General features: G+C 66.2%; 20 protein-coding genes and 1 tRNA gene. 11 read left to right on the forward strand and 10 right to left on the reverse strand.

From position 1 onward, the window contains the following. Window positions 1-13: 13 nt before the first annotated feature. Both LCL94_RS06045 and LCL94_RS06050 read left to right on the forward strand, forming a co-directional pair. Window positions 14-1411, forward strand: coding sequence for a patatin-like phospholipase family protein (locus LCL94_RS06045; protein ID WP_224831424.1), 1398 nt, complete (start codon window positions 14-16; stop codon window positions 1409-1411). Window positions 1412-1495: 84 nt separating this feature from the next. Then, window positions 1496-1852, forward strand: coding sequence for a response regulator (locus tag LCL94_RS06050; RefSeq protein WP_160608446.1), 357 nt, complete (start codon window positions 1496-1498; stop codon window positions 1850-1852). 6 nt (window positions 1853-1858) lie between these two features. On the opposite strand, the gene LCL94_RS06055 is transcribed toward LCL94_RS06050, so the two are convergent. After that, a complete protein-coding gene (locus LCL94_RS06055; protein ID WP_224831425.1) occupies window positions 1859-5263 on the reverse strand; it encodes a CheR family methyltransferase in 3405 nt (1134 codons plus the stop codon). Beyond that, window positions 5260-5820, reverse strand: coding sequence for a PAS domain-containing protein (locus LCL94_RS06060; protein ID WP_224831426.1), 561 nt, complete (start codon window positions 5818-5820; stop codon window positions 5260-5262). Before LCL94_RS06060 ends, LCL94_RS06055 begins: the two co-directional genes overlap by 4 nt. A gap of 186 nt (window positions 5821-6006) precedes the next feature. Between LCL94_RS06060 and LCL94_RS06065 the strand changes: the two genes are divergently transcribed. Next, a complete protein-coding gene (locus LCL94_RS06065) occupies window positions 6007-6351 on the forward strand; it encodes a hypothetical protein (protein WP_224831427.1) in 345 nt (114 codons plus the stop codon). A gap of 132 nt (window positions 6352-6483) precedes the next feature. Here LCL94_RS06065 and LCL94_RS06070 read toward each other — a convergent pair whose 3' ends face one another. Together LCL94_RS06070 and LCL94_RS06075 are read right to left on the reverse strand one after the other, a co-directional pair. After that, entirely contained in the window at window positions 6484-7182 is a 699-nt protein-coding gene (locus LCL94_RS06070) for an anti-sigma factor family protein (protein ID WP_224831428.1), read from the reverse strand. Then, window positions 7179-7622, reverse strand: coding sequence for an RNA polymerase sigma factor (locus LCL94_RS06075; protein WP_263611758.1), 444 nt, complete (start codon window positions 7620-7622; stop codon window positions 7179-7181). The genes LCL94_RS06070 and LCL94_RS06075 overlap by 4 nt, the downstream gene beginning before the upstream one ends. Window positions 7623-7751: 129 nt before the next feature. On the opposite strand from LCL94_RS06075, the gene LCL94_RS06080 reads away from it, so the two are divergent. Continuing rightward, a complete protein-coding gene (locus tag LCL94_RS06080; protein ID WP_224831429.1) occupies window positions 7752-8972 on the forward strand; it encodes a S8 family serine peptidase in 1221 nt (406 codons plus the stop codon). A gap of 103 nt (window positions 8973-9075) precedes the next feature. Continuing rightward, window positions 9076-9921 carry a hypothetical protein gene (locus tag LCL94_RS06085; protein ID WP_224831430.1) on the forward strand — a complete coding sequence of 282 codons (846 nt, stop codon included), beginning with the start codon at window positions 9076-9078 and terminating at the stop codon, window positions 9919-9921. A 114-nt stretch (window positions 9922-10035) separates the two neighbouring features. On the opposite strand, the gene LCL94_RS06090 is transcribed toward LCL94_RS06085, so the two are convergent. Both LCL94_RS06090 and LCL94_RS06095 read right to left on the reverse strand, forming a co-directional pair. After that, a tRNA-Leu gene (locus LCL94_RS06090) sits at window positions 10036-10122 on the reverse strand. Window positions 10123-10235: 113 nt separating this feature from the next. After that, window positions 10236-11099 carry a zinc-ribbon domain-containing protein gene (locus tag LCL94_RS06095; protein ID WP_224831431.1) on the reverse strand — a complete coding sequence of 288 codons (864 nt, stop codon included), beginning with the start codon at window positions 11097-11099 and terminating at the stop codon, window positions 10236-10238. Between the two features lie 159 nt (window positions 11100-11258). Here LCL94_RS06095 and ftsE point away from each other — a divergent pair, with 159 nt between their 5' ends. Genes ftsE through LCL94_RS06115 form a run of 4 tightly spaced genes read left to right on the forward strand, consistent with a single transcriptional unit; the run spans window position 11259 to window position 14134 of the window. After that, on the forward strand, window positions 11259-11993 hold the full coding sequence (gene ftsE, locus LCL94_RS06100) for a cell division ATP-binding protein FtsE (protein WP_224831432.1): 735 nt from the start codon (window positions 11259-11261) through the stop codon (window positions 11991-11993). Next, on the forward strand, window positions 11990-12922 hold the full coding sequence (locus LCL94_RS06105) for a cell division protein FtsX (protein ID WP_224831433.1): 933 nt from the start codon (window positions 11990-11992) through the stop codon (window positions 12920-12922). The genes ftsE and LCL94_RS06105 overlap by 4 nt, the downstream gene beginning before the upstream one ends. After that, the gene (locus tag LCL94_RS06110) at window positions 12919-13449 is read left to right on the forward strand and encodes a YdcF family protein (protein WP_224831434.1); all 531 of its coding nucleotides are present in this window, start codon (window positions 12919-12921) and stop codon (window positions 13447-13449) included. The genes LCL94_RS06105 and LCL94_RS06110 overlap by 4 nt, the downstream gene beginning before the upstream one ends. A gap of 4 nt (window positions 13450-13453) precedes the next feature. Next, on the forward strand, window positions 13454-14134 hold the full coding sequence (locus LCL94_RS06115; RefSeq protein WP_224831435.1) for a lysophospholipid acyltransferase family protein: 681 nt from the start codon (window positions 13454-13456) through the stop codon (window positions 14132-14134). Here the strand turns inward: LCL94_RS06115 and LCL94_RS06120 are convergent, their stop codons facing one another. Together LCL94_RS06120 and hisC are read right to left on the reverse strand one after the other, a co-directional pair. Continuing rightward, entirely contained in the window at window positions 14135-15040 is a 906-nt protein-coding gene (locus LCL94_RS06120; RefSeq protein WP_224831436.1) for a prephenate/arogenate dehydrogenase family protein, read from the reverse strand. Beyond that, the gene (hisC, locus tag LCL94_RS06125; RefSeq protein ID WP_224831437.1) at window positions 15037-16155 is read right to left on the reverse strand and encodes a histidinol-phosphate transaminase; all 1119 of its coding nucleotides are present in this window, start codon (window positions 16153-16155) and stop codon (window positions 15037-15039) included. Before hisC ends, LCL94_RS06120 begins: the two co-directional genes overlap by 4 nt. 69 nt (window positions 16156-16224) lie before the next feature. Between hisC and metX the strand changes: the two genes are divergently transcribed. Both metX and metW read left to right on the forward strand, forming a co-directional pair. Continuing rightward, complete coding sequence (gene metX, locus LCL94_RS06130) at window positions 16225-17316, forward strand: homoserine O-acetyltransferase MetX (protein WP_224831438.1); 1092 nt, start codon at window positions 16225-16227, stop codon at window positions 17314-17316. Continuing rightward, complete coding sequence (gene metW / locus LCL94_RS06135) at window positions 17313-17900, forward strand: methionine biosynthesis protein MetW (RefSeq protein WP_224831439.1); 588 nt, start codon at window positions 17313-17315, stop codon at window positions 17898-17900. Before metX ends, metW begins: the two co-directional genes overlap by 4 nt. On the opposite strand, the gene LCL94_RS06140 is transcribed toward metW, so the two are convergent. Then, a complete protein-coding gene (locus LCL94_RS06140; RefSeq protein ID WP_224831440.1) occupies window positions 17890-18501 on the reverse strand; it encodes a DUF4126 domain-containing protein in 612 nt (203 codons plus the stop codon). The two genes, metW and LCL94_RS06140, sit on opposite strands and share 11 nt — an antisense overlap. 54 nt (window positions 18502-18555) lie before the next feature. Then, complete coding sequence (locus LCL94_RS06145) at window positions 18556-18942, reverse strand: nuclear transport factor 2 family protein (protein WP_224831441.1); 387 nt, start codon at window positions 18940-18942, stop codon at window positions 18556-18558. Window positions 18943-18955: the final 13 nt, after the last annotated feature.

Consider the following 18955-nt stretch of genomic DNA (forward strand, 5'->3'; position numbering starts at 1 on the left):
GGGGGATGTGCCGATGCTGGAAAACCTTGTCTACCTCGTCATCGGCTTCTGCCTGCCCTTCGTCATCTTCTTCGTCGGCCGCAAGCTGCTGAACTGGGGCGCGCACGATGTGCCCTGCTCGCACTTCCACGACCACGTCCACGATGCAGCACCGAGCCGCTTCGTGCGCGATATCCAGCGCGATGCGCCCGTCTCGCACGACCATCTTTTCGACGAGAACGACCACGAACCGGACCCGCTGGGCCGCGAACTGGAAAAGCTGGTCGAGGAATGCGCGCTGCATGGTCATTCGGCCGGCGAGCTGAAGCTGGCGCACGATCCGGCCAAGCCCGAGAAAGCACATGGCGAGAAAGTCCTGATGCTGTCGGGCGGCGGGCAATGGGGTGCCTACGGAGCAGGCCTGTTCCGCACGCTGCACGATGCCAGCGGCAACGACCTCGCCATGCGCGGGGTGCGTATCATCACCGGCATTTCGACCGGTTCGCTGCAGACCCTGCTGCTGATGGTGGCGCTCGACGAAAAGGCCCGGCCCGAGACGCGCCGCTACGCGATGGAACGGCTCGAATGGGGCTATTCGCCGAAGAAGGAGAGCGAGGTCGTGCTCAACACCGGCCTCAAGATGCTCCCCTTTCGCGGCGCCCAGGCCGGGACCGCGCCGCTGCGCCGCCGGATCCGCGACGCGATCTTCGAGAACGGCGACGGCACGCTGCTCGATGCGCTGCGCCAGTCGAGCATCGCGGGCTATATCGGCTTCGTCGAGGCGAATTGCGGCCAGTTCCACTATGTCGACGTGCGCGGCCTCGTCCGCGACGAGCCGGACAACGAGAAAGCCGTCGATGCCCTGTGCGCGGCGGCCATGGCCTCGTCCGCCATGCCGGTGTTCCACCAGCAGTTGCGCGTTACCGGGTCGAGCAAGGGGTCGCGCGTGCTGTACGATGGCGGAGTGCGGCGCTCGGTCTTCTTCGAACGCTCGATGGAGCGGATGCACGACCACGTATGCAAGCACGCCGGCCTGCCCGAAGACCATCACCCGACAGGTGCAGAGCGCGCGGCGGTGACGCCTGCCTTCTTCGTGGTGCGCAACGGACCGACCGTGCGCATCGCCGACCCCGACCTCGACAGCAAGGACGACCCAATCCTCAACGGCAAGCGCGGCTACGACCTGCTCGTCAACGAAAGCGAGGTCGGCGCGATCGCGGGCCTGCGCCTGCTCAATCCTTATGGCGACATCTACGTCACCACGGCCGACCAGTGGGACAGCTTCGAATGCACCTGCCCCGAGGCGGACTGCAAGAAGGAGGGGGAGATGTTCAAGCCCGGCTTCATGGCCTGCCTGCGCGATCTCGGCCGGCACAAGGCGCAACGCACCGGCGGGCCGTGGTGGCCGCTCAGCCCGATCGACGCACGCTAGGAACGGCGCGCAGTTTCTTCGCTTCGTTTCGAAACCAAATGTCGATTGGCGAATTTTTCCTCTCAAGAAGGGGAAGTTTCACTCGTGTCGCCATGTAGCAAGGTCTTGATCGTCGATGACGAGGCATTGATTGCCTTCGATTTCGAGATGACTCTGGAATCGGCAGGCTATGACGTGATGGGCCCCGCGACTTCGCTCGACGAGGCATTCTCCATGGTCGGCAACGAAATGCCGCGTGCTGCCATCCTCGACATCGATGTGAACCAGAACCCGGTCTGGCCGCTGGCCCGCCAGCTGCGCAGCAACGGCACCTATATCGTCTTCGTCAGCGCCAATCTGCACCACGAGGAACTGCGCAGCGAATTCGAGCAGGAAAAGCGGCTCGACAAGCCGGTCAGCGGCAAGGACCTGCTTGCCGCCCTGCGCCCCGCCTTCGCCTGAAGCCGCTTAGCTGTCGATCGGGAAGGTCAGGCTGCGCCGATAGCCGGTCGCCACCGCTTCGCCCGTGATCGTGCCCGAAAGCTGGCGGGTCGTTACCTCTAGTAGGCGCGTGCCGAAGCCGGCTCCTGCCTCATCCTCGGTAATCGAGCAGCATTCCTCCCAGTCGATCCGCAGGTCTTTCCCGACCTTGTCCCAGCGGACATCGAGCGATCCGTCGTGGTCACGCAGTCCGCCGTGTTTGGTCGCATTGGTCGCCCACTCGTGCAGGATCAGCGCGATCGATGTCAGCTTCGCGGTCGGCACTTCGACCTCCGGTCCCTCGAAGGTGATCTTCTGCTGGGAATGCGAAGGGGCAAGGACCGTATCGAGCAATTCGCGCAAGGTGACCGAAGATCCGTCCGTATGCCGCGAGGTTAGCGAGTGCGAGCGGCCGAGAGCGTGGATCCGGTCGCGAAGGTCTTCGGCAAAGCTGTCGAGATCGGTCGCCTCGCGGCGCGAAATCGACACCATGGCCGCGATGATCGCGAACAGGTTTTTCACGCGGTGGTTCATCTCGCGCAGCAGGATTTCGCGCTGGGCCAGTGTCTCGCGTTCGCTGGTGATGTCGTAGGTCACGCCGATGAACTTGGCGCCCTCGCTGCTCATGATGCGGCGGCCAAGTCCGTGCAAATATCGCGTACCGCCGTCCTTCAGCGGAAGGGCGAAGACCTCGTCGTAATCGCTCTCGCCGTCCATCGCGCGGCGCAGCGCATTGTTGACCCGGTCGCGGTCCTCCGACGGCAGGCGGGCGAGGATCGGCTCCATCGTATTGCCTTCGTCCTCGTCGAGATCGAGCAGTTCGCGCTCGGTCTTGTCGAGAACGGTCTTGTCCGAGGTAGGCTCGTATTCCCACACGCCGATCTTGGCGACTTCCAGCGCGAGGCGCAGGCGTTCGCGTTCCTCGCGCAGGTTCTGCTCCATCGACAAGGCTTCGGTCACATCGGTGAAAACCAGGGTGGCGCCATCGATGGCCCCGTCGATCTGGCGATAGGGGATGGCCCGGATGATATATTCGCGCGAACCGTCCTTGGAGGACGCGCGGTAGTCTTCCGTCCGCCCTTGTTCCGCAGCGCTTCGGGCGAGCCTCACGAAATGATCGTCGGCAAGGCTGTTGGGAAGCTGGTCGACCGGGCGACCCAGATCGCGTTCGTCGATCCCGAAGATGGCCTGTGCCGCATCGGTGAAACTGCGCAGGTTGAGCTTCCCGTCCGCCACCAGCACCATGAGGTGGGTGGAATCGACGAAGTTCTTGAGGTCGGCATTGGCGACGGTGACCTGGTCGACCTTGGTCTTGAGCTCGTCATTGACGGTGGTCAGCTCCTCGTTGGTGGACTGGAGCTCCTCATTCATCGACATCATTTCTTCGTTGGAGCTCTTGAGCTCCTCGTTGGTCGTCTCGAGTTCTTCGACCGTCGAGCGCAGGCGATGCCGTGTGTTCTGCAGCTCTTCCTCGAGGAACTGCAGCTGGCCGTCACCGGCCTCGAAATCGTCCAGCTCCTCGTCCGTGAAAGGCTCCAGCGTGCCGGTCTCGCGGATCACCATAAGGTATCCGCCCGGCGCGACCGGTTCGCACAGCACCGAGGCCGTGATGCGCCCGAATTCGGTGCTTATCGCGAGGTCGCGATTGACGAGCCTGCCCTGCGTTTCGACCACCTTTCGCAGCATGGGCCCGATGATTTCCCGCAGGCCCGGCCGCGCCAGCGTCGGGATGTGGACCGTCCGTTCGAGCCGGTCCGGGAATTCCAGGTAGCGACCTGCGGCACCCCATTTCTGGAGCAGTGTGCCCTCGCCATCGATCAGGAAACTGACCGGCGCATAGCGTTCGGCAATCCGGCGCAGGGCCGCGACCTCGGTCGATCCGGATTGCGGTGCGCTATTGCCTGCCATGCTGCTTTCGCGCCGACGGACATAGGTAGGCGACTGGCCACGGCCGAGCTGGAGGTTGTAGCTGCTCTTCACATTCTTTCGCCGGAACAGCCGCGAGCCCTGGTCGAGCGTCTCGAACAGGTCTTCGAACCGGCCGATGCCTTCCGATGTGCCGAGGAAGAGATAGCCGCTGTCGCGCAGGGAAAAATGGAACAGCGGCAGCACGTGCCTCTGCAACTCCTCGTCGAAATAGATGAGGAGGTTGCGGCATGAGATAAGGTCGATCTTGGAGAAGGGTGGATCGCTTACGAGATTGTGCAGGCTGAACCTGACCAGGTCGCGAATTTGCGGGGTAACCGAGAACGTGTCCGTACCGCCGATGATATAGCGGTGCTGGTAATCGCTCGGGATATCGACCAGCGCCGAAACGGGATATGTCGCGCTGCGCGCGATATCGAGCATCTTGTCGTCGATGTCGGTAGCGAAAATCTGCAGGTAGGGGCGCTTTTCGAAGCGGCGCATCGCCTCTGCAAAGAGCATGGCGATGGAATAGGCTTCCTCGCCGCTCGAACAGCCCGGAATCCAGACGCGCAATTCCTGCCCGTCGCGCGACTTGCGCACGAGTTCGGAAATCACGCTTTCGTTGAGCGACTGGAAATCGTCCGCATCGCGGAAGAACTGCGTGACGTTGATGAGCAAGTCCTGGAATAGCGCCTGGCATTCGTCGGCATCGCTGCGCATGCGGGCCACATATTCGCCCGCGTCCTCGATCGAGAGCACCTGCATCCGGCGCGCCACGCGCCGCACCAGTGTCGATCGCTTGTAGCGCGAGAAATCATGCCCGACGGTTTCGCGCAGCACATCGCACAATTCGTCGATCCGGTCGGCGACCTCGCGAGCCTCGTCCCGCAAGCCGTCGCCAGGCGTGCGGGCAAAGAATTCGCCGATTGCCTCGATGATGGCCGAAGGCGGGGCCACGATGTCGACGAGGCCGGTCCCGATGGCCGACACCGGCATTCCGTCGTAGCGGGCAGTCGCCGGATCCTGAGCCACTGCCAGCCCGCCGTTTTCCTTGATGGCGCGCAAGCCCCGACTGCCGTCCGCACCTGTCCCCGACAGGATGACGCATGCGGCCTTGTGCTGCCTGTCCTGGGCGAGGCTGTCGAAGAAATCGTCGATCGGCCGGCGCTGGCCGCGCGGGTCGGCAAATTCGGTCAGCTCCAGCGTGTTGTCATGGATCGCCAGCCCGTGGGCCGGGGGAATGACATAGATGTGGTCGGCTTCCAGCGCCTCGCCGCCTTCGGCCTGCGTCACCTTCATCTTCGTATAGCGTTCGATCAGCTGCGCCATCAGCGATTCGTGGGTCGGATCGAGATGCTGGACGACGACGAAGGACATTCCGGTGCTCTCGGTCTGCCCGGCAAACAGTTCGCGCAGAGCTTCGAGACCGCCGGCAGATGCGCCGATGGCCACGACCGGGGGCAGGCTGTCCTTCTCTTCGCTCATCCGTCCCCCTTCAGCCACGACATCCGCAATTTCGCGATGATCGAGTGGCTCGATGCCAGCTGCTCGTAAGTACCGAGCATGACGATCCCCATCTCGCCGGCTATCGAACCGAGCTGGCGGATATCCTGTTTCAGCGCCGTTTCGTAGATCTGCAGGGCTTCTTCGCCGTGCCTTCTGATTTCGAACTGCGACCCGAATATGTAAGCGATTTCATTGTTGTATTGCAACTTGGTCATGTAGACGAGGTTGAGGAAGGGCGATCCGTCGGCCCTTACATTGGGCACGAGGAACTTGCCGTCCTCTATCCTGTCATTGGCGATGAAATCGCGCATGCGCTGGCGGACCGGACCGGCCCCGCCTGCCGGTTGCAGGAAACGGCAATTGCGCCCCAAGCACAGCTCCGGCGCGTATTGGGTGACCTGGCAGAAGGCTTCGTTGACCCCGATGAGCGGCGCGTCGGGCAGGCGCACGTCGGCCAGCGTCAGCGGCACCTTGCTGCGCTGCATCAGGTCACCGAACCCGGGCGCGGGTTCGCTGTCATCCTTCCACCAGTACATAGAGCGACTCGCTCCCTCCCCCTTGGCCTTGGAGCCTATGCAAGGCCCCGCAATTTCACAAGAAATCTCGCAGATGCCTCCGAGCGCTGCCAAAAAATCGCCGACCGATGGATTAAGCGCGCAGCGGCATCCGTTTCCCTTTCAAGCGACCGGCTAGGCCGGGCGCGCCAAAAGGAGAAACGACACATGACCAAGCTTGCCACCCTGCCGCTGTTCGCCCTCGGCCTTGCCACTGCCGCGACCGCCGCCGTGCCGATGCTGCACGAGGAACAGGTCGCCCGCGCCGAGGAAGCGCTGATCATCACCACGCCGATCGCCGGGATCGAGAACAATCTGTGGTTCGATTACCGCATCGACATCACCGAGGCGCAGAAGGAGCTCACCAGCGACCTGCGCCGCGCCAGCGATATCGAGGACCGCCGCGATGCGTGGGAGGAATACGCCCATGAACTGAAGCACGAGCGCATCCATTACATCGAGGAAATGGCCGAGCGCGGATACCGCATGGGCCAGGTCATCTTCGTCGACTGAGCGACAGCAACGTCCCGGGCCGCGCCAGTCCCTCGGCGCGGCCACCCCCCGAAGGAAGGACCGGAAGACCCGCCGGTCCTTCCTTTTTTCGTGCGTGAAAAGTGGCCGGGCGAAGGCCCGCCAGCCAGTAGCTCAGCGCCAGCCCTGCTTGCGCGCGGCTTCTTCGCCCTGTGCATCGAGCGCCGGACCCGCTGCCATTTCCTGTGCCAGGGCCAGGATCTCGGCATCGCCTGCCCCTGCCATGCGGTAATCGGTCGAGGCGCCTTCGCTGCCCTCGCCAAGTGCCTCGAGCTTCCAGCCGGCCTCGTCGCGGCAGGCAATTCCGCCGCCCGCGCTGCCGCTGAACGCGCGGCAATAGCGGCCTTCCTCGCTGCGGAACGACAGAAGCACGCGGGTCTCGTCCCCCGGCGACTGGTTGGCGACGAGCCGGTCGTCGAGCACGCCGGCAAGCTGCGTATCGGCATAGGCAGGTGTATCGCCGCCTTGGCCCGGCAGGAACACGGCAAGCGCCAGCGATGCGGCCAGCGCCGGTCCGGCGACCCAGCCCCAGTGCGGCAAGCGCCGCCTGCTCTCGCGCCGCTCGCGGGCCGCAGCGAAATCCACCACCTCGGCCGGTTGCGGCCGGGACAGCATCGCGGCCAGCCGGTCGGGCACGGGCTGGTCGAGGACAGGCGCATAATGGCCGGCCAGCATGCTTTTAAGCGATTTGTGCCGCTCCACCTGCTGCGCCAGTTCGGGATCGGCCGCGATTGCAGCGGCGACCTGCGCCTCGCGTTCGCCCGACAGTTCGCCATCGGCAAACGCGGCGATGTCTTCTGGGGTAATCGTCACGATGCTTCTCCGAGCATGGCCATCAGCGCGTCGCGGCCGCGCACGAGGCGGGAATTGAGCGTGCCGACCGGGCAGCCGACGATTTCGGCCGCTTCCTTGTAGGCATAGCCTTCCACCATCACGAGCAGCACGGCCTCGCGCTGGTCTTCCGGCAGTTTCTGCATGGCGCGATCGACGTTGGACAGCTCGACCGCGGCTTCCTGCGCGCCGTCGCCGCCGACACCCACGCCGGCCTCCTCGGCCACGAAGGTCTGCAGGCTGCGCGTCGTCTTGCGGCCCTCGTCGATCCAGATATTGCGCATGATCCGATACATCCAGCTGTCGAGCCGCGTGCCTTCTTCCCAGCGGGACCGGTTGGCCAGCGCGCGCTCGATGGTCATCTGGCAGAGATCGTCACCGTCGGACGGATTGCCGGACAGCCCGATTGCGAAACGACGCAACCGGGGCAGCAGGGCCAGCAAGTCTTTCTCGAACGATGTGTTCAGCGTCTCTGCCTTCCAGGGATTAAACGGACGAGCGCGTGCGTTTCATCCATGCTTAATGCGTTTTAGTCGAAGAACGAGAGGACGATGCGAGTTTTTTCCCTGCTTTGCGCCGCACTGGCACTGGTTACCGCGCCGCTGGCCGCGCAGGTCGCGCTGCCGCGCGTGCAGCTGCCGCAGGTGGGGCCGGTTGTGGGCGAAACGCTCGACACGCTCGACGAGACGCGCGCCGGAGTGCAGCGCACGGTTGAACGGCTCGCGCGCGACCGCCTGCGCACGATAGACCGGCTGGTGCGTCGCAATGCCGATGCAATCGAGTACGATGCGGCAGGCGCACCCGCGCGGCGCGGCGAGCTGCTGGTGATGGACGTTTCCCCCGACACCTTGGCCCCTGCGCTGGAGGCAGGCTTCACCCTCCTCTCGCGCGAAGAGGTCGAGGGGCTGAATATCTCGCTCATGCGCCTCGGCGTGCCGGAGGGGATGGACCTTGCAGAAGCGCAAGCGGCGCTCGGCATCCTCCTGCCGCAGGCACAGGTCAGCGCCGACAACCTCCACTTCCAGTCGGGCACCGCCAATGGCGCGGTGCTGGCCATCTCGGCGCAAGGTAGTGCCGGCAGCGCAGCACCGGTCGGCATGATCGACGGTGCACCGGGCCCTGTAGTAAAGGTCACGGAAACGCGCGGCTTTGCCGCTGGCGCGCCCTTCCCGAGCCACCACGGCAGCTCGGTCGCATCGCTGCTCACCCATGCCGGTGCGGGCACCATCCGCGTGGCGGACGTGTACGGCACCGACAAGGCCGGCGGCAACGCGCTCGCCATGGCCAAGGGGCTGGGCTGGCTGGTTTCGCGCGGCAGCAAGGTGGTGACGATCAGCCTCGTGGGACCGCGCAATGCGGTGCTCGAACGGGCGATCGGCGCAGCCCAGCGCAAAGGCGTGGTGGTGGTTGCGGCGGTCGGCAATGACGGCCCGGCCGCCCCGCCCGCCTATCCGGCCTCCTATGACGGCGTGATTGCCGTGACCGCGGTCGACGGCAAGCGCCGCGCACTGATCGAGGCGGGCCGCGCGCTCCATCTCGACTATGCCGCGCCGGGCGCGGACATCTATGGCCGCAATGCCAAGGGCAGGCGCATCGGCCTGCGCGGTACGTCCTTTGCCACCCCGCTGGTCGCGGCCCGCCTGGCGCGGGCCTTGGCGCAGGGCCGCAACTGGCGCGCCGCGCTCGATGCAGAGGCCGTGGACCTAGGACGCAAGGGCCATGACGACACCTATGGCAGGGGCCTTGTCTGCGGCGGCTGCACCGGACGCTGAAATTTTTTTCGCGCTTTTATGGATTAAGCGCCGCACCCCACCCGTTTTCCTTTCGAGCGGATGCACCGACACCTTCGCATCCGCAGATAGAAAGGAACTGACGATGAAGAACCTCATGCTTGCCGCTTCGGCGCTCACCCTGATTGCAGCCCCTGCCCATGCCCAGCTGCTGGGCGGCGGCGGCCTGTCGGGCGTCACCGGATCGCTCAATGGCACGGTCAATTCGACCCTGCGCGCTCCGACCGAAACGCTGCGTTCGACCACCCGCGGCACGCTGCGCGGCGATGCCGCCACGCGCGGCAACGAGAAGGTCGACCGCAAGAACGGCAGCGTCGCCATCGACCGCAGCGTCGACACCAGCCTTGATGCCACCACCAGCCAGCTGCTCGGCACGCCGGCAGGCGAGGCTTCGGGCAATGCATCGGGTTCTGCCAATGCCTCGGGCTCGGGCAGCGCCAATGCGCAGCTGATCGGAACCGATGCCGTGACCGGCGCAGTCCAGGGCACCGCCGCCCGGGCGCGTGAGACAGTCTCGAGCGTCCGCAATATCGCCACCCCCGCCGTGGGTTCGGCCCGCGACCGCTTGTCGGGAGCAACGGCACAGGCCGGCAGCCTCGCCGGTTCGGCAAGCGGTGCTGCACAGGGCGCAGGCATGATCGATAACAGCGTGCTGGCCCTTGCCGGTAGCGGCGCTGCGCAGGGCGAAGGCGCCTTCGCCGTCGCGCCGGGAATGCCGGTCCAGCTGCCTTCGGGCGAACAGCTCGGCACCGTGCGCGACATCGTCGCCACGCGCAGCGGCGAGATTCGCCAGCTGGTCGTCGACACCAAGGACGGCCTGACCACCATTCCCGCCGGCAGCCTCACGGCCAGCGGCACCGCGCTCATCGCGGGCCAGGCCAGCGGCTCGGCATCCAACGAGGCTCCCGCCGAGGCGAGCGGCACCGAATAAGCCGCCGTCACGGTGAAACGAAGGCCGGGTTGCCCATGCGGGTGGCCCGGCCTTTTCGCATGGCCCGCGCATGCGCAGGCTGCGGTTTCGTCGATTTGCAGGGAAAGGGACTGATGGTGCGGTCGAGAAGACTCGAACTTCCACGGGCGTTAGCCCACAACGACCTCAACGTTGCGCGTCTACCAGTTCCGCCACGACCGCACACAGTCTGAAATCGGTAGCGAATCCCGCGAGGGGGAAACAGGTGCTACCGCCGGTAGGAGCGCGCCCCTAGCAGCGCCTTTGCACTGCCGCAAGCACCTTTGTCGCGAGGGTCAGAGCGGGGCCCAGCCCACGTCGGCATAGACCGCGTTGCGCGGGACCTGCGTGCTCGCCTCGTCGATGGTGATCGTCTCGCCCGGGGCCAGCGTGGGCTGCGGCGGCTGGACGATCCAGGTGAAGACCTGTTGTTCGCGCTCGTTGAGCATGACGATCTGGATCGGCGGCAGGCGGCGGCTTTCGCGCGCCTTGTTTTCTACCTCGATCCGGGCGGAGAAGAGGTAGGTCTTGTTTTCCAGCTCGCGCCAGCTCTGCGATTCCTGCGGGAAGCGCAGTTCGAGGTCGGGCTGCGCCTGGCCGAAAGCGGGCTTGTCTACCGGCCACCAGGACGGCGTGCCGAACTGGGTGATCGCCACCACTGCGCCCAGCGCCAGCACGGCGAAGGTCGCTGCCGCCCAGGTCCACAGCTTCATCATGTTGCGGCGCGGGCGGAACGGCGGCGCATGGTCGAAGCTGGAAACGAAATCGTCCTCGTCCTCGTAGGCGCGGCTAACCGGCGGCGGGGCCGGCTGTTCCTCGTCATAGGAAGGGGGTGTCGTAGCATCGAAATCGGGCGCTTCGTCCTCTACCGCATCCTCGACCGGCGGGGCTTCCGCCGTGGCGACGTCAGCCTCGCTTTCAGCGAAACTGAAGCCCGGGCGTGCGGGCGCGCTTTCTTCGCGCTGCACCGGCGCGGGAGGAGGAGGCGGTGGGGGCGGCGGCGGAGCTGCCGCTTCGCTGGCCACCACGCCTTCGACTTCGGCCCCGTCCTGGAACCAGGAATGCTTGCACTTGGCGCAGCGCACCGTGCGGCCGTCCACGCCGATTGCGCTATCGGGAACGACATAGCGCGTGCTGCAGGCAGGACAGGCAATAATCATGGTGGACAAAAGCCTTACGCATTGCCGCGAATCGCGACAAGCTGCGCATCTGTGCGTGAAAGCCCCAAGCGGCTTTTTTCCACATCGAAGGACGGTTATAGGCCCCAATCGGACGATGGCGGCTCCTATTCATCCCTTTTTCGCGGCGATTGCAGGCCGATGAGCGTGCAGGAAAGCGCAATCGTGCAGTTCGACAACGTCGGATTGCGCTACGGGACCGAGCGCGAGGTCCTCTCGAATATTTCCTTCACCCTGTTCTCGGGCCGGTTTTACTTCCTCACCGGGGCCAGCGGCGCGGGCAAGACTTCGCTGCTGAAGCTGCTTTACCTCGCCCAGCGCCCTTCACGCGGGGGGATGCGGATGTTCGGCACCGACGTCATCACCATGCCGCGCGACCAGCTGCCCAAGTTCCGCCGCCGCATGGGCGTGGTGTTTCAGGACTTCCGCCTCGTCGACCACCTGTCCGCCTTCGACAATATCGCCCTGCCGCTGCGCGTATCGGGCGTGCGCGAGAGCGACCTTGAAGGGCCGGTCAACGACATGCTCGAATGGGTCGGGCTGGGCCACCGTGCCGATGCGCGCCCCGCCACGCTGTCGGGCGGCGAGCAGCAGCGCGTCGCGATCGCCCGCGCGGTCATTGCCCGTCCCGAAATCCTCGTGGCCGACGAACCGACCGGCAACGTCGACCCGGAAATGGCGCTGAAGCTCATTCGCCTGTTCGAGGCGCTCAATCGCCTCGGCACGACGGTGGTGGTCGCGACGCACGACGTGCAGCTGATCCGCAAGGTGCCCGAAAGCCTGATCATGCGGCTGGACAAGGGCACGCTGTCCGATCCCACGGGCGCACTGCGTTATCCGCCCAAGCGCACTTCGAGCACGGGAATGCCGGAATGAAGCGGCCACCGACCCTTGGCCGGGCCGTCGACCGGGGCCTTGCGCCGTTCCGCGGCAGGCGCGCCGCGCACCTGTTGCCGCGCACCCGGCTGGGCGGCCCGGTGCCTTGGGTCATCGCCATCATGACCGCGCTCACCGTGCTGGCGGTGGGCGGAGCGCTCGCCCTCTCCAACCTCGCGGCGAGCGCGCGGGGCGAGCTTGCCGGCAGCGCGACCGTGCAGATCCTCGAAGCCGATCCAGACCTGCGGGCGGAGCAGACGCGACGCGTCGCCGCGCTGCTGCGGCAGGACGCCTCGGTCGAGGCGGTCCGGATCGTGCCCGAAAGCGAGATTGCCGCCCTGCTCGAACCCTGGCTCGGCACGGGCGAGGCGGTCGAGGCGGTGCCCTTGCCCGCGCTGATCGACCTGCAGCTGGCCGCAGGGGCAGGCGAGGCGCAGCTCGAGGCGCTGGAAGGGCGGATTGCCGCCGCCGCGCCGTCGGCCCGAATCGATGCGCAGGAGGCGTGGCTTGCCCCCGTGCTCGAAGCATTGAATTCGCTACGTTACATGGCCTTCGCGCTGATCGCCCTGCTCGCTTTCACCGGAGCCGCCGCAGTCTGGCTGGCGGCGCGCAATGCGCTCGACGGCAATCGCGACACGATCGAGATCGTCCACCTCCTGGGCGGCAGCGACGAGCAGGTGGCGCGGGTGTTCCAGCGTTCCATCCTGTTCGACGCACTGGCTGGCGGCGTGCTCGGCCTGGCGCTGGGCACGGGCGCAATCCTGCTGGTTGCGACCCGTTTCGCCGCGCTCGATTCGGGGATGGTGGCAGGCGGGACACTGTTGCCGACCGATTGGGCGATAGTTGCACTGGTCCCGCTTTTCGCGGTCGGAATTGCCGTCTACACCGCGCGCATGACCGTCCTGTCCTCCTTGCGGAAAATGCTGTGATCCTGCGTTTCGTTGCCGGTCTTGTGCTGATCTACGCATTCGGCTTCCTTGCCTTTGCGCTGACGCTGCCCGGTCCTTCGGCGGAAACGAAGACCGATGCCGTGATCGTGCTGACCGGCGGCCCGGGGCGCATTGCCCGCGGGCTGGAAGTGGTCGCCACCGGCGAAGCCAAGGAGATGTTCGTCTCCGGCGTCGATCCCGAAGTGAAGCCGGGCGAATTCGCGGCCGAATTCAACGTGCCGCGCCGCACGATGAACTGCTGCGTGACGCTGGGCTACCTTGCGGTCGACACGCGCAGCAATGCCGGCGAAGTCGCCCAGTGGATGAAGGAGAAGGAGTTCACCTCCGCCCGCCTCGTCACGACCGACTGGCACATGGCCCGCGCCTCTTCCGAAGTGTCCGAGACCCTGCCCGACGAAATCAGGCTGGTGAGGGACGCGGTCGTCTCGCACCCCGACCTTGCGACGCTGTTCCTCGAATACAACAAGCTGCTGGCGTCGGAAATTTCGCAGGGACTGCCGGTCTGACGCGATGATCCTGCTGCGCAATATCGCGTTTTATTTCGCTTTCTATATCGGCTCGATCTTCGTGACCGCATCGGCGCTGGCGTGCCTGCCGTTCTCGCGCCCGGCCTTCCGCCGAAGGGTCGAGAACTGGAGCGAATGGCAGCGCTGGTGCGTGCGCCACCTGCTGGGCATCGAACTGGTGATGGAAGGCGCGCCGCTGGACGAGCCGGTACTCTATGCAGTCAAGCACGAGAGCTTCTTCGAGGCGATCGACGCCCCCGCCCTGTTCGACAGCCCAGCGGTCTTCGCCAAGCAGGAACTGCTCGGCATTCCGGGCTGGGGCAAGGCGGCCTCGGCATACGGCCTGATCTTCGTCCAGCGCGACCAGGGTGCCAAGGCGCTGATGGCGATGATCCGCCTTGCCAAGTCGCGGTCGGCAGAGGGCCGCCCGCTGGTTATCTTCCCCGAAGGCACCCGCGTGCCGCATGGCGAGCGCCGGACGCTGCAATCGGGTTTTGCCGGGCTTTACAAGATGCTCGGCCTTCCGGTCGTGCCGGTCGCGGTCGACAGCGGGCCGCTCTACCACCGCCCGTTGAAGGCACGGGGACGCATCACCTACCGCTTCGGCGATCCCATTCCCGCCGGCCTGCCGCGCGAGGAAATCGAGCGGCGCGTGCTCGACGAAATCAACGCTCTGAACAGCTGATCAATGGTCCTTGCGGCCGAAGTCGGGCCGCGCATCGTCCTGCCCTTCCTCGATGATCGAGCGGCGGATCGTGCGCGTGCGCTCGAACAAATCGTGCAGCGTGTCGCCGTCGCCATTGCGGATCGCCCGCTGGAGCGCGGTGAGGTCCTCGTTGAAGCGCCCCAGCACTTCAAGCACTGCGTCGCGGTTGGTCAGGAACACGTCGCGCCACATGACCGGGTTCGACGCGGCGATGCGCGTGAAATCGCGGAAACCGCCGGCGGAATACTTGATCACCTCGCCCCGCGTTACGTCTTCCAGGTCGGAGGCGGTGCCGACGATGGTATAGGCGATGAGGTGAGGGATGTGGCTGGTCACGGCGAGGACGAGGTCGTGATGCTCGGCATCCATGATCTCGACCTTGGCGCCCAGGCCTTCCCAGAAAGCCGACAGATCGGCCACGGCGGCCTCGGGCGCATCGGCGGCAGGCGTCAGGATGCACCAGCGGTGGCGGAACAGCTCGGCAAAGCCTGCGTCCGGCCCGCTGCGCTCGGTCCCTGCAACGGGGTGCGCTGGAATGATCGTCGCATCCGGCAATGCGCGGGCGAGCGCCTTGGCGACGCTGCCCTTGGACGACCCGACGTCGCTGACGATCACGCCGGGCTTGAGCGACGCAGCGATGCCGCTGGCGGCTTCCTCCATCGCGCCGACGGGCACGCAGAGGATCACGAGATCGGCATCCGCCACCGCCTCGCCCTCCGTATCGCAGACCTTGCCGACGAGGCCGCGTTCGGCAGCGCGGCGGCGCACCTCGGGGTCCGCATCCCACCCGGTGGTGTCCACCTCGCCCAGCATCTCGCCGGTGGCGAGGCCGATGGAGCCGCCGATGAGGCCGAGGCCGATGATGGCGACGCGCCGGATCGTCACGAGACGGCCTTTGCCGCATTGCGCAGTATGCGGGCGATATCGTCCATCTGCTCGCGCGTGCCCACGGTGATGCGCAGCGCATGCGGCAGGCCCTGGCCGGGGAGGTGGCGCACGGCGTAACCGCCTTCGGCCAGCGCGCCGAGCGCCGTCTCGGCCGTCAACGCGCCTTCGAACAGCACCAGCACGAAGTTCGCCTTGCTCGGCACGGCGCGCAGGCCGTGGTTGCCGAGCGCGGCAATCGCCTCGGCGAAGCGGTCGCGCTCCTCGCCATTGGCCTTGCGCGACTGGTCGACGAAGCCCTGGTCGCCCAGCGCGGCGATGGCCGCGCGCTGGCCGCTGGTGGTCACATTGAAGGGCCCGCGGATCCGGTTGAGCGTATCGACCAGGTGCGGCGCGCCGGTCGCCCAGCCGATCCGCTCGCCCGCGAGGCCGTAAATCTTGGAGAAGGTGCGCGTGACCAGCACGTTGTCATGCGCTGCGGCGAGCGCCATTCCGCCATCGTCCTCCGCCTCGTCCAGGTATTCGCCATAGGCCTGGTCGACCACCAGCAGGACATTGGCAGGAAGCCCGGCGTGTAGCCGCTCGATCTCGGCGCGCGGCAAATAGGTGCCGGTCGGATTGTTCGGGTTGGCAAGGAAGACCACTTTCGTGCGCTCCGTCACCGCGGCCAGCAACGCGGCTACGTCGGTCGCGTAATCGGCATCGGGCGCCTCGACCGGCGTCGCGCCGCAGCGGCGGGCGGCGATTTCGTAGACCACGAAGGAAAAGCGGGCATAGAGCACCTCGTCCCCCGGCCCTGCAAATCCTTGTGCGGCGAGGTTGAGCAGCTCGTCCGAACCGGTCCCGCACACGATCCGCGCAGCATCGAGGCCGTGCAGCTGCGCAATCGCCTCGCGCAGTGCCGTCGCGTCGGGATCGGGATAGCGCGCCGGATCGCCGCCCCTGCCGAGCGCGGCCAGCGCCTGCGCGCTGCAACCCAGCGGATTCTCGTTCGCGGACAGCTTGGTCAGCTCGCGCCCGTCGCTGCCCTTGGACTTGCCGGGCACATAGGCATGGATCGCCTCGATCCAGGGCTTCATCGTCGGACGGGCGGAACTATCGTTGGACTGGGTCATCGCGGCTTCGCCGCATGAAAGAAAAACGCCCCTTCGACAAGCACCTGCCTTGGCTGTAGAGGCCAAGGAATGTCCGGGGCGTCCCAAGTTTTGCAATTGACCGATCCCCTGCCGCTCGACGGCGGGAGCGAGCTGGCGCAGGCCGAGATCGCTTACGAGACCTATGGCACGCTGGCGGACGACCGCTCGAACGCCATCCTGATCTGCCACGCGCTGACCGGCGACCAGTATGTCGCCAGCACCCACCCGGTGACCGGCAAGCCGGGCTGGTGGGAACGCGTGGTCGGACCGGGCAAGCCGATCGACACAGACCGCTATTTCGTCGTCTGCGCCAATGTCATCGGCAGCTGCATGGGCTCTAGCGGCCCGGCCAGCTTCGCCGCCGACGGCAAGCCCTATGCCATGCGTTTCCCGGTCATCACCATCCGCGACATGGTCCGCGCGCTGGTCGCCCTGCTCGATGCACTGGGGATCGAGCGGCTGCATGCCGTGGTCGGCGGATCGATGGGCGGGATGCAGGCGCTGAGCCTTGCCGCCAACTGGCCCGAGCGTGCGACCCGCGTGCTCGTCATCGCATCGACCAGCCGGCATTCGGCCCAGAATATCGCCTTCCACGAGCTCGGCCGGCAGGCAGTGATGGCCGATCCGAACTGGTGCGGGGGCGATTATTACGCTGCCGACGCACAGCCCGATTCCGGCCTCGCCGTGGCGCGCATGGCGGCGCACATCACCTATCTGTCGGAAGAGGCGCTGACCGAGAAATTCGGGCGCAACCTGCAGGACCGCGAAACCAAGAGCTTCGGTTTCGACGCCGATTTCCAGGTGGAAAGCTACCTGCGCTACCAGGGCAGCGGCTTCACTCGCCGCTTCGATGCGAACAGCTATCTCTATATCACCCGCGCGATGGATTATTTCGACCTTGCGGAGGAACACGGCGGCAAGCTGGCTGATGCCTTTGCCGGGACGACGGCGCGCTTCTGCCTCGTCAGTTTCGATTCCGACTGGCTCTACCCGACCAGCGAAAGCCGCCATGTGGTCCATGCGCTCAATGCGGCAGGCGCCGCGGTCAGCTTCGTCGAACTCAGCGCGCCGCACGGCCACGACAGCTTCCTGCTCGACGTGCCTGCGCTCGACCGCGTGGTGAAGGGGTTCCTCGAATGAGCGTGCTGCGCCCCGACCTTGCCGCCATTGCCGAGGCGATTGCGCCGGGCACCCGCGTGCTCGACATCGGCTGCGGCGACGGCACGCTGCTGGGCGAACTGCGCGCGGCCAAGCAGGTCGATGCCCGCGGGATCGAGATCGACCCGGCCTGCGTCGAGCGCTGCGTGGCGCAGGGCCTTTCGGTGGTGCAGGGCGATGCCGACAGCGCGCTGGCCGACTATCCCGACAAGGGGTTCGACTATGCCGTGCTCAGCCAGACGCTGCAGACCGCGCGCCGGCCCGACCTGATGCTCGACCAGCTGCTGCGCGTCGGCAAGCAGGCCTTCGTCTCCTTCCCGAACTTCGCCCACTGGCGCACCCGCGCCGCGCTGATGTTCGGCGGGCGGATGCCGGTGACGCGCAGCATCCCGGTCAGCTGGTACGAGACGCAGAACATCCACCACGTAACCGTGAAGGACTTTCGCGAACTGGCGCGCGAAAAAGGCGCGCGGATCGAGCGGGAATGGTTCTTCGCCGGAGAAAAGCCGGTGGCGGGCGCATCGAACCTGCGCGCCGAATTCGCGGTCTTCCTGCTCAGCCGCTAGGCGGCGGAGGGGCCTTGGCGCCGCCGTTGAAGAAGCTGCGGATGATCCGCCGCGCCGTCAGGATCAGCCAGACCGTCAGCCCCAGCAGCACCAGCGCGATGCCGCCTGCCACGTAAGGATATTCGTAGGCGAGGTAGAGCAGGCCCGCGGTCGCCACGTCCTCCACGCTGGAGACGGCGATATTGCTGACCGGTTCGGGGCTGGCATTGACCACCCCGCGCGCGCCCGCCTTGCCCGCATGGGCAGTCAGCGCCGCGCCGCCGCCGAGCAGGAAGGCGACCACCTGCGTTGCCGGGTCCGCCGGATCGATGATCGCCAGCGCCAGCAGCGCGCCGCCGATGGGCCGCACAAAGGTATGGACCGCGTCCCACGCGCTATCGAGCCACATCACCTTGTCGGCGAAGAATTCGGCCAGCGCCGCCACGGCCGCGATGCCCATGATCCAGGGGTTCGCCAGAATGTCGAGGCTCTGCAGGTGTTCGGGCAGCGGGATCGCGCCCAGCCGCATGGCGAGACCGGTGGCGAAAATGCTCAGGTACAGCCGCCAGCCCGCCAGCAGGCTGACACTTCCGGCAATGCCGATGATTTCCATGATGCCCATCGCGCCCTCCTCGAGCCCGCGAGGGTGCGCGCTTATCGCGCCGCGATCAAGAGCTTAGCTGGCGGTCGCCTGCTGCCACTGGTGCGTATCGGTGAACTGCTCGAAACGCACGATCGCCCCGTCAGCCACGTGGGCGAGGTGGGCGAAGCGGATTTCGATCGGGCCGTTTGCCGTGGTCCCGCGGTAAAAGCCGAGCGCCAGAGCGGCATCGTCGCCGACCGGCGCTATGCTGTCGGGCTTGGCCGAGAAATCGCCGACGTCATTGCCGATAGGGCCGAACACGTTGGCGGCGACTTCGCCGAAACCCCGGTAGGTTCCGCCGTAGGGGCCGCCGCTCGCTTCCACCCAATGGGTGTTGCCGAGCAGGGCCCCCAGGCGTTCGCCGTCGCCCGCGGCGAAGGCACCATAGAGATCTGCAAGAACTTCGGTGGCTTCGCTCATGGGATCAGGCTCC

Source organism: Qipengyuania gaetbuli, from assembly GCF_020171365.1.
In the GTDB taxonomy this organism is placed as follows: Bacteria; Pseudomonadota; Alphaproteobacteria; order Sphingomonadales; family Sphingomonadaceae; genus Qipengyuania; species Qipengyuania gaetbuli_B.

What these genes read in the sequence shown, in the direction of transcription:
- hisC (WP_224831437.1), bottom strand. Translation starts at nt 16,155, where the DNA reads ATGACCCAGTCCAACGATAGTTCCGCCCGTCCGACGATGAAGCCCTGG.
- LCL94_RS06060 (WP_224831426.1), bottom strand. Translation starts at nt 5,820, where the DNA reads ATGTACTGGTGGAAGGATGACAGCGAACCCGCGCCCGGGTTCGGTGAC.
- ftsE (WP_224831432.1), top strand. Translation starts at nt 11,259, where the DNA reads ATGAGCGTGCAGGAAAGCGCAATCGTGCAGTTCGACAACGTCGGATTG.
- LCL94_RS06085 (WP_224831430.1), top strand. Translation starts at nt 9,076, where the DNA reads ATGAAGAACCTCATGCTTGCCGCTTCGGCGCTCACCCTGATTGCAGCC.
- LCL94_RS06140 (WP_224831440.1), bottom strand. Translation starts at nt 18,501, where the DNA reads ATGGGCATCATGGAAATCATCGGCATTGCCGGAAGTGTCAGCCTGCTG.
- LCL94_RS06055 (WP_224831425.1), bottom strand. Translation starts at nt 5,263, where the DNA reads ATGAGCGAAGAGAAGGACAGCCTGCCCCCGGTCGTGGCCATCGGCGCA.
- metW (WP_224831439.1), top strand. Translation starts at nt 17,313, where the DNA reads ATGAGCGTGCTGCGCCCCGACCTTGCCGCCATTGCCGAGGCGATTGCG.
- LCL94_RS06145 (WP_224831441.1), bottom strand. Translation starts at nt 18,942, where the DNA reads ATGAGCGAAGCCACCGAAGTTCTTGCAGATCTCTATGGTGCCTTCGCC.
- LCL94_RS06065 (WP_224831427.1), top strand. Translation starts at nt 6,007, where the DNA reads ATGACCAAGCTTGCCACCCTGCCGCTGTTCGCCCTCGGCCTTGCCACT.
- LCL94_RS06115 (WP_224831435.1), top strand. Translation starts at nt 13,454, where the DNA reads ATGATCCTGCTGCGCAATATCGCGTTTTATTTCGCTTTCTATATCGGC.
- LCL94_RS06045 (WP_224831424.1), top strand. Translation starts at nt 14, where the DNA reads ATGCTGGAAAACCTTGTCTACCTCGTCATCGGCTTCTGCCTGCCCTTC.
- LCL94_RS06080 (WP_224831429.1), top strand. Translation starts at nt 7,752, where the DNA reads ATGCGAGTTTTTTCCCTGCTTTGCGCCGCACTGGCACTGGTTACCGCG.
- LCL94_RS06095 (WP_224831431.1), bottom strand. Translation starts at nt 11,099, where the DNA reads ATGATTATTGCCTGTCCTGCCTGCAGCACGCGCTATGTCGTTCCCGAT.
- LCL94_RS06105 (WP_224831433.1), top strand. Translation starts at nt 11,990, where the DNA reads ATGAAGCGGCCACCGACCCTTGGCCGGGCCGTCGACCGGGGCCTTGCG.
- metX (WP_224831438.1), top strand. Translation starts at nt 16,225, where the DNA reads ATGTCCGGGGCGTCCCAAGTTTTGCAATTGACCGATCCCCTGCCGCTC.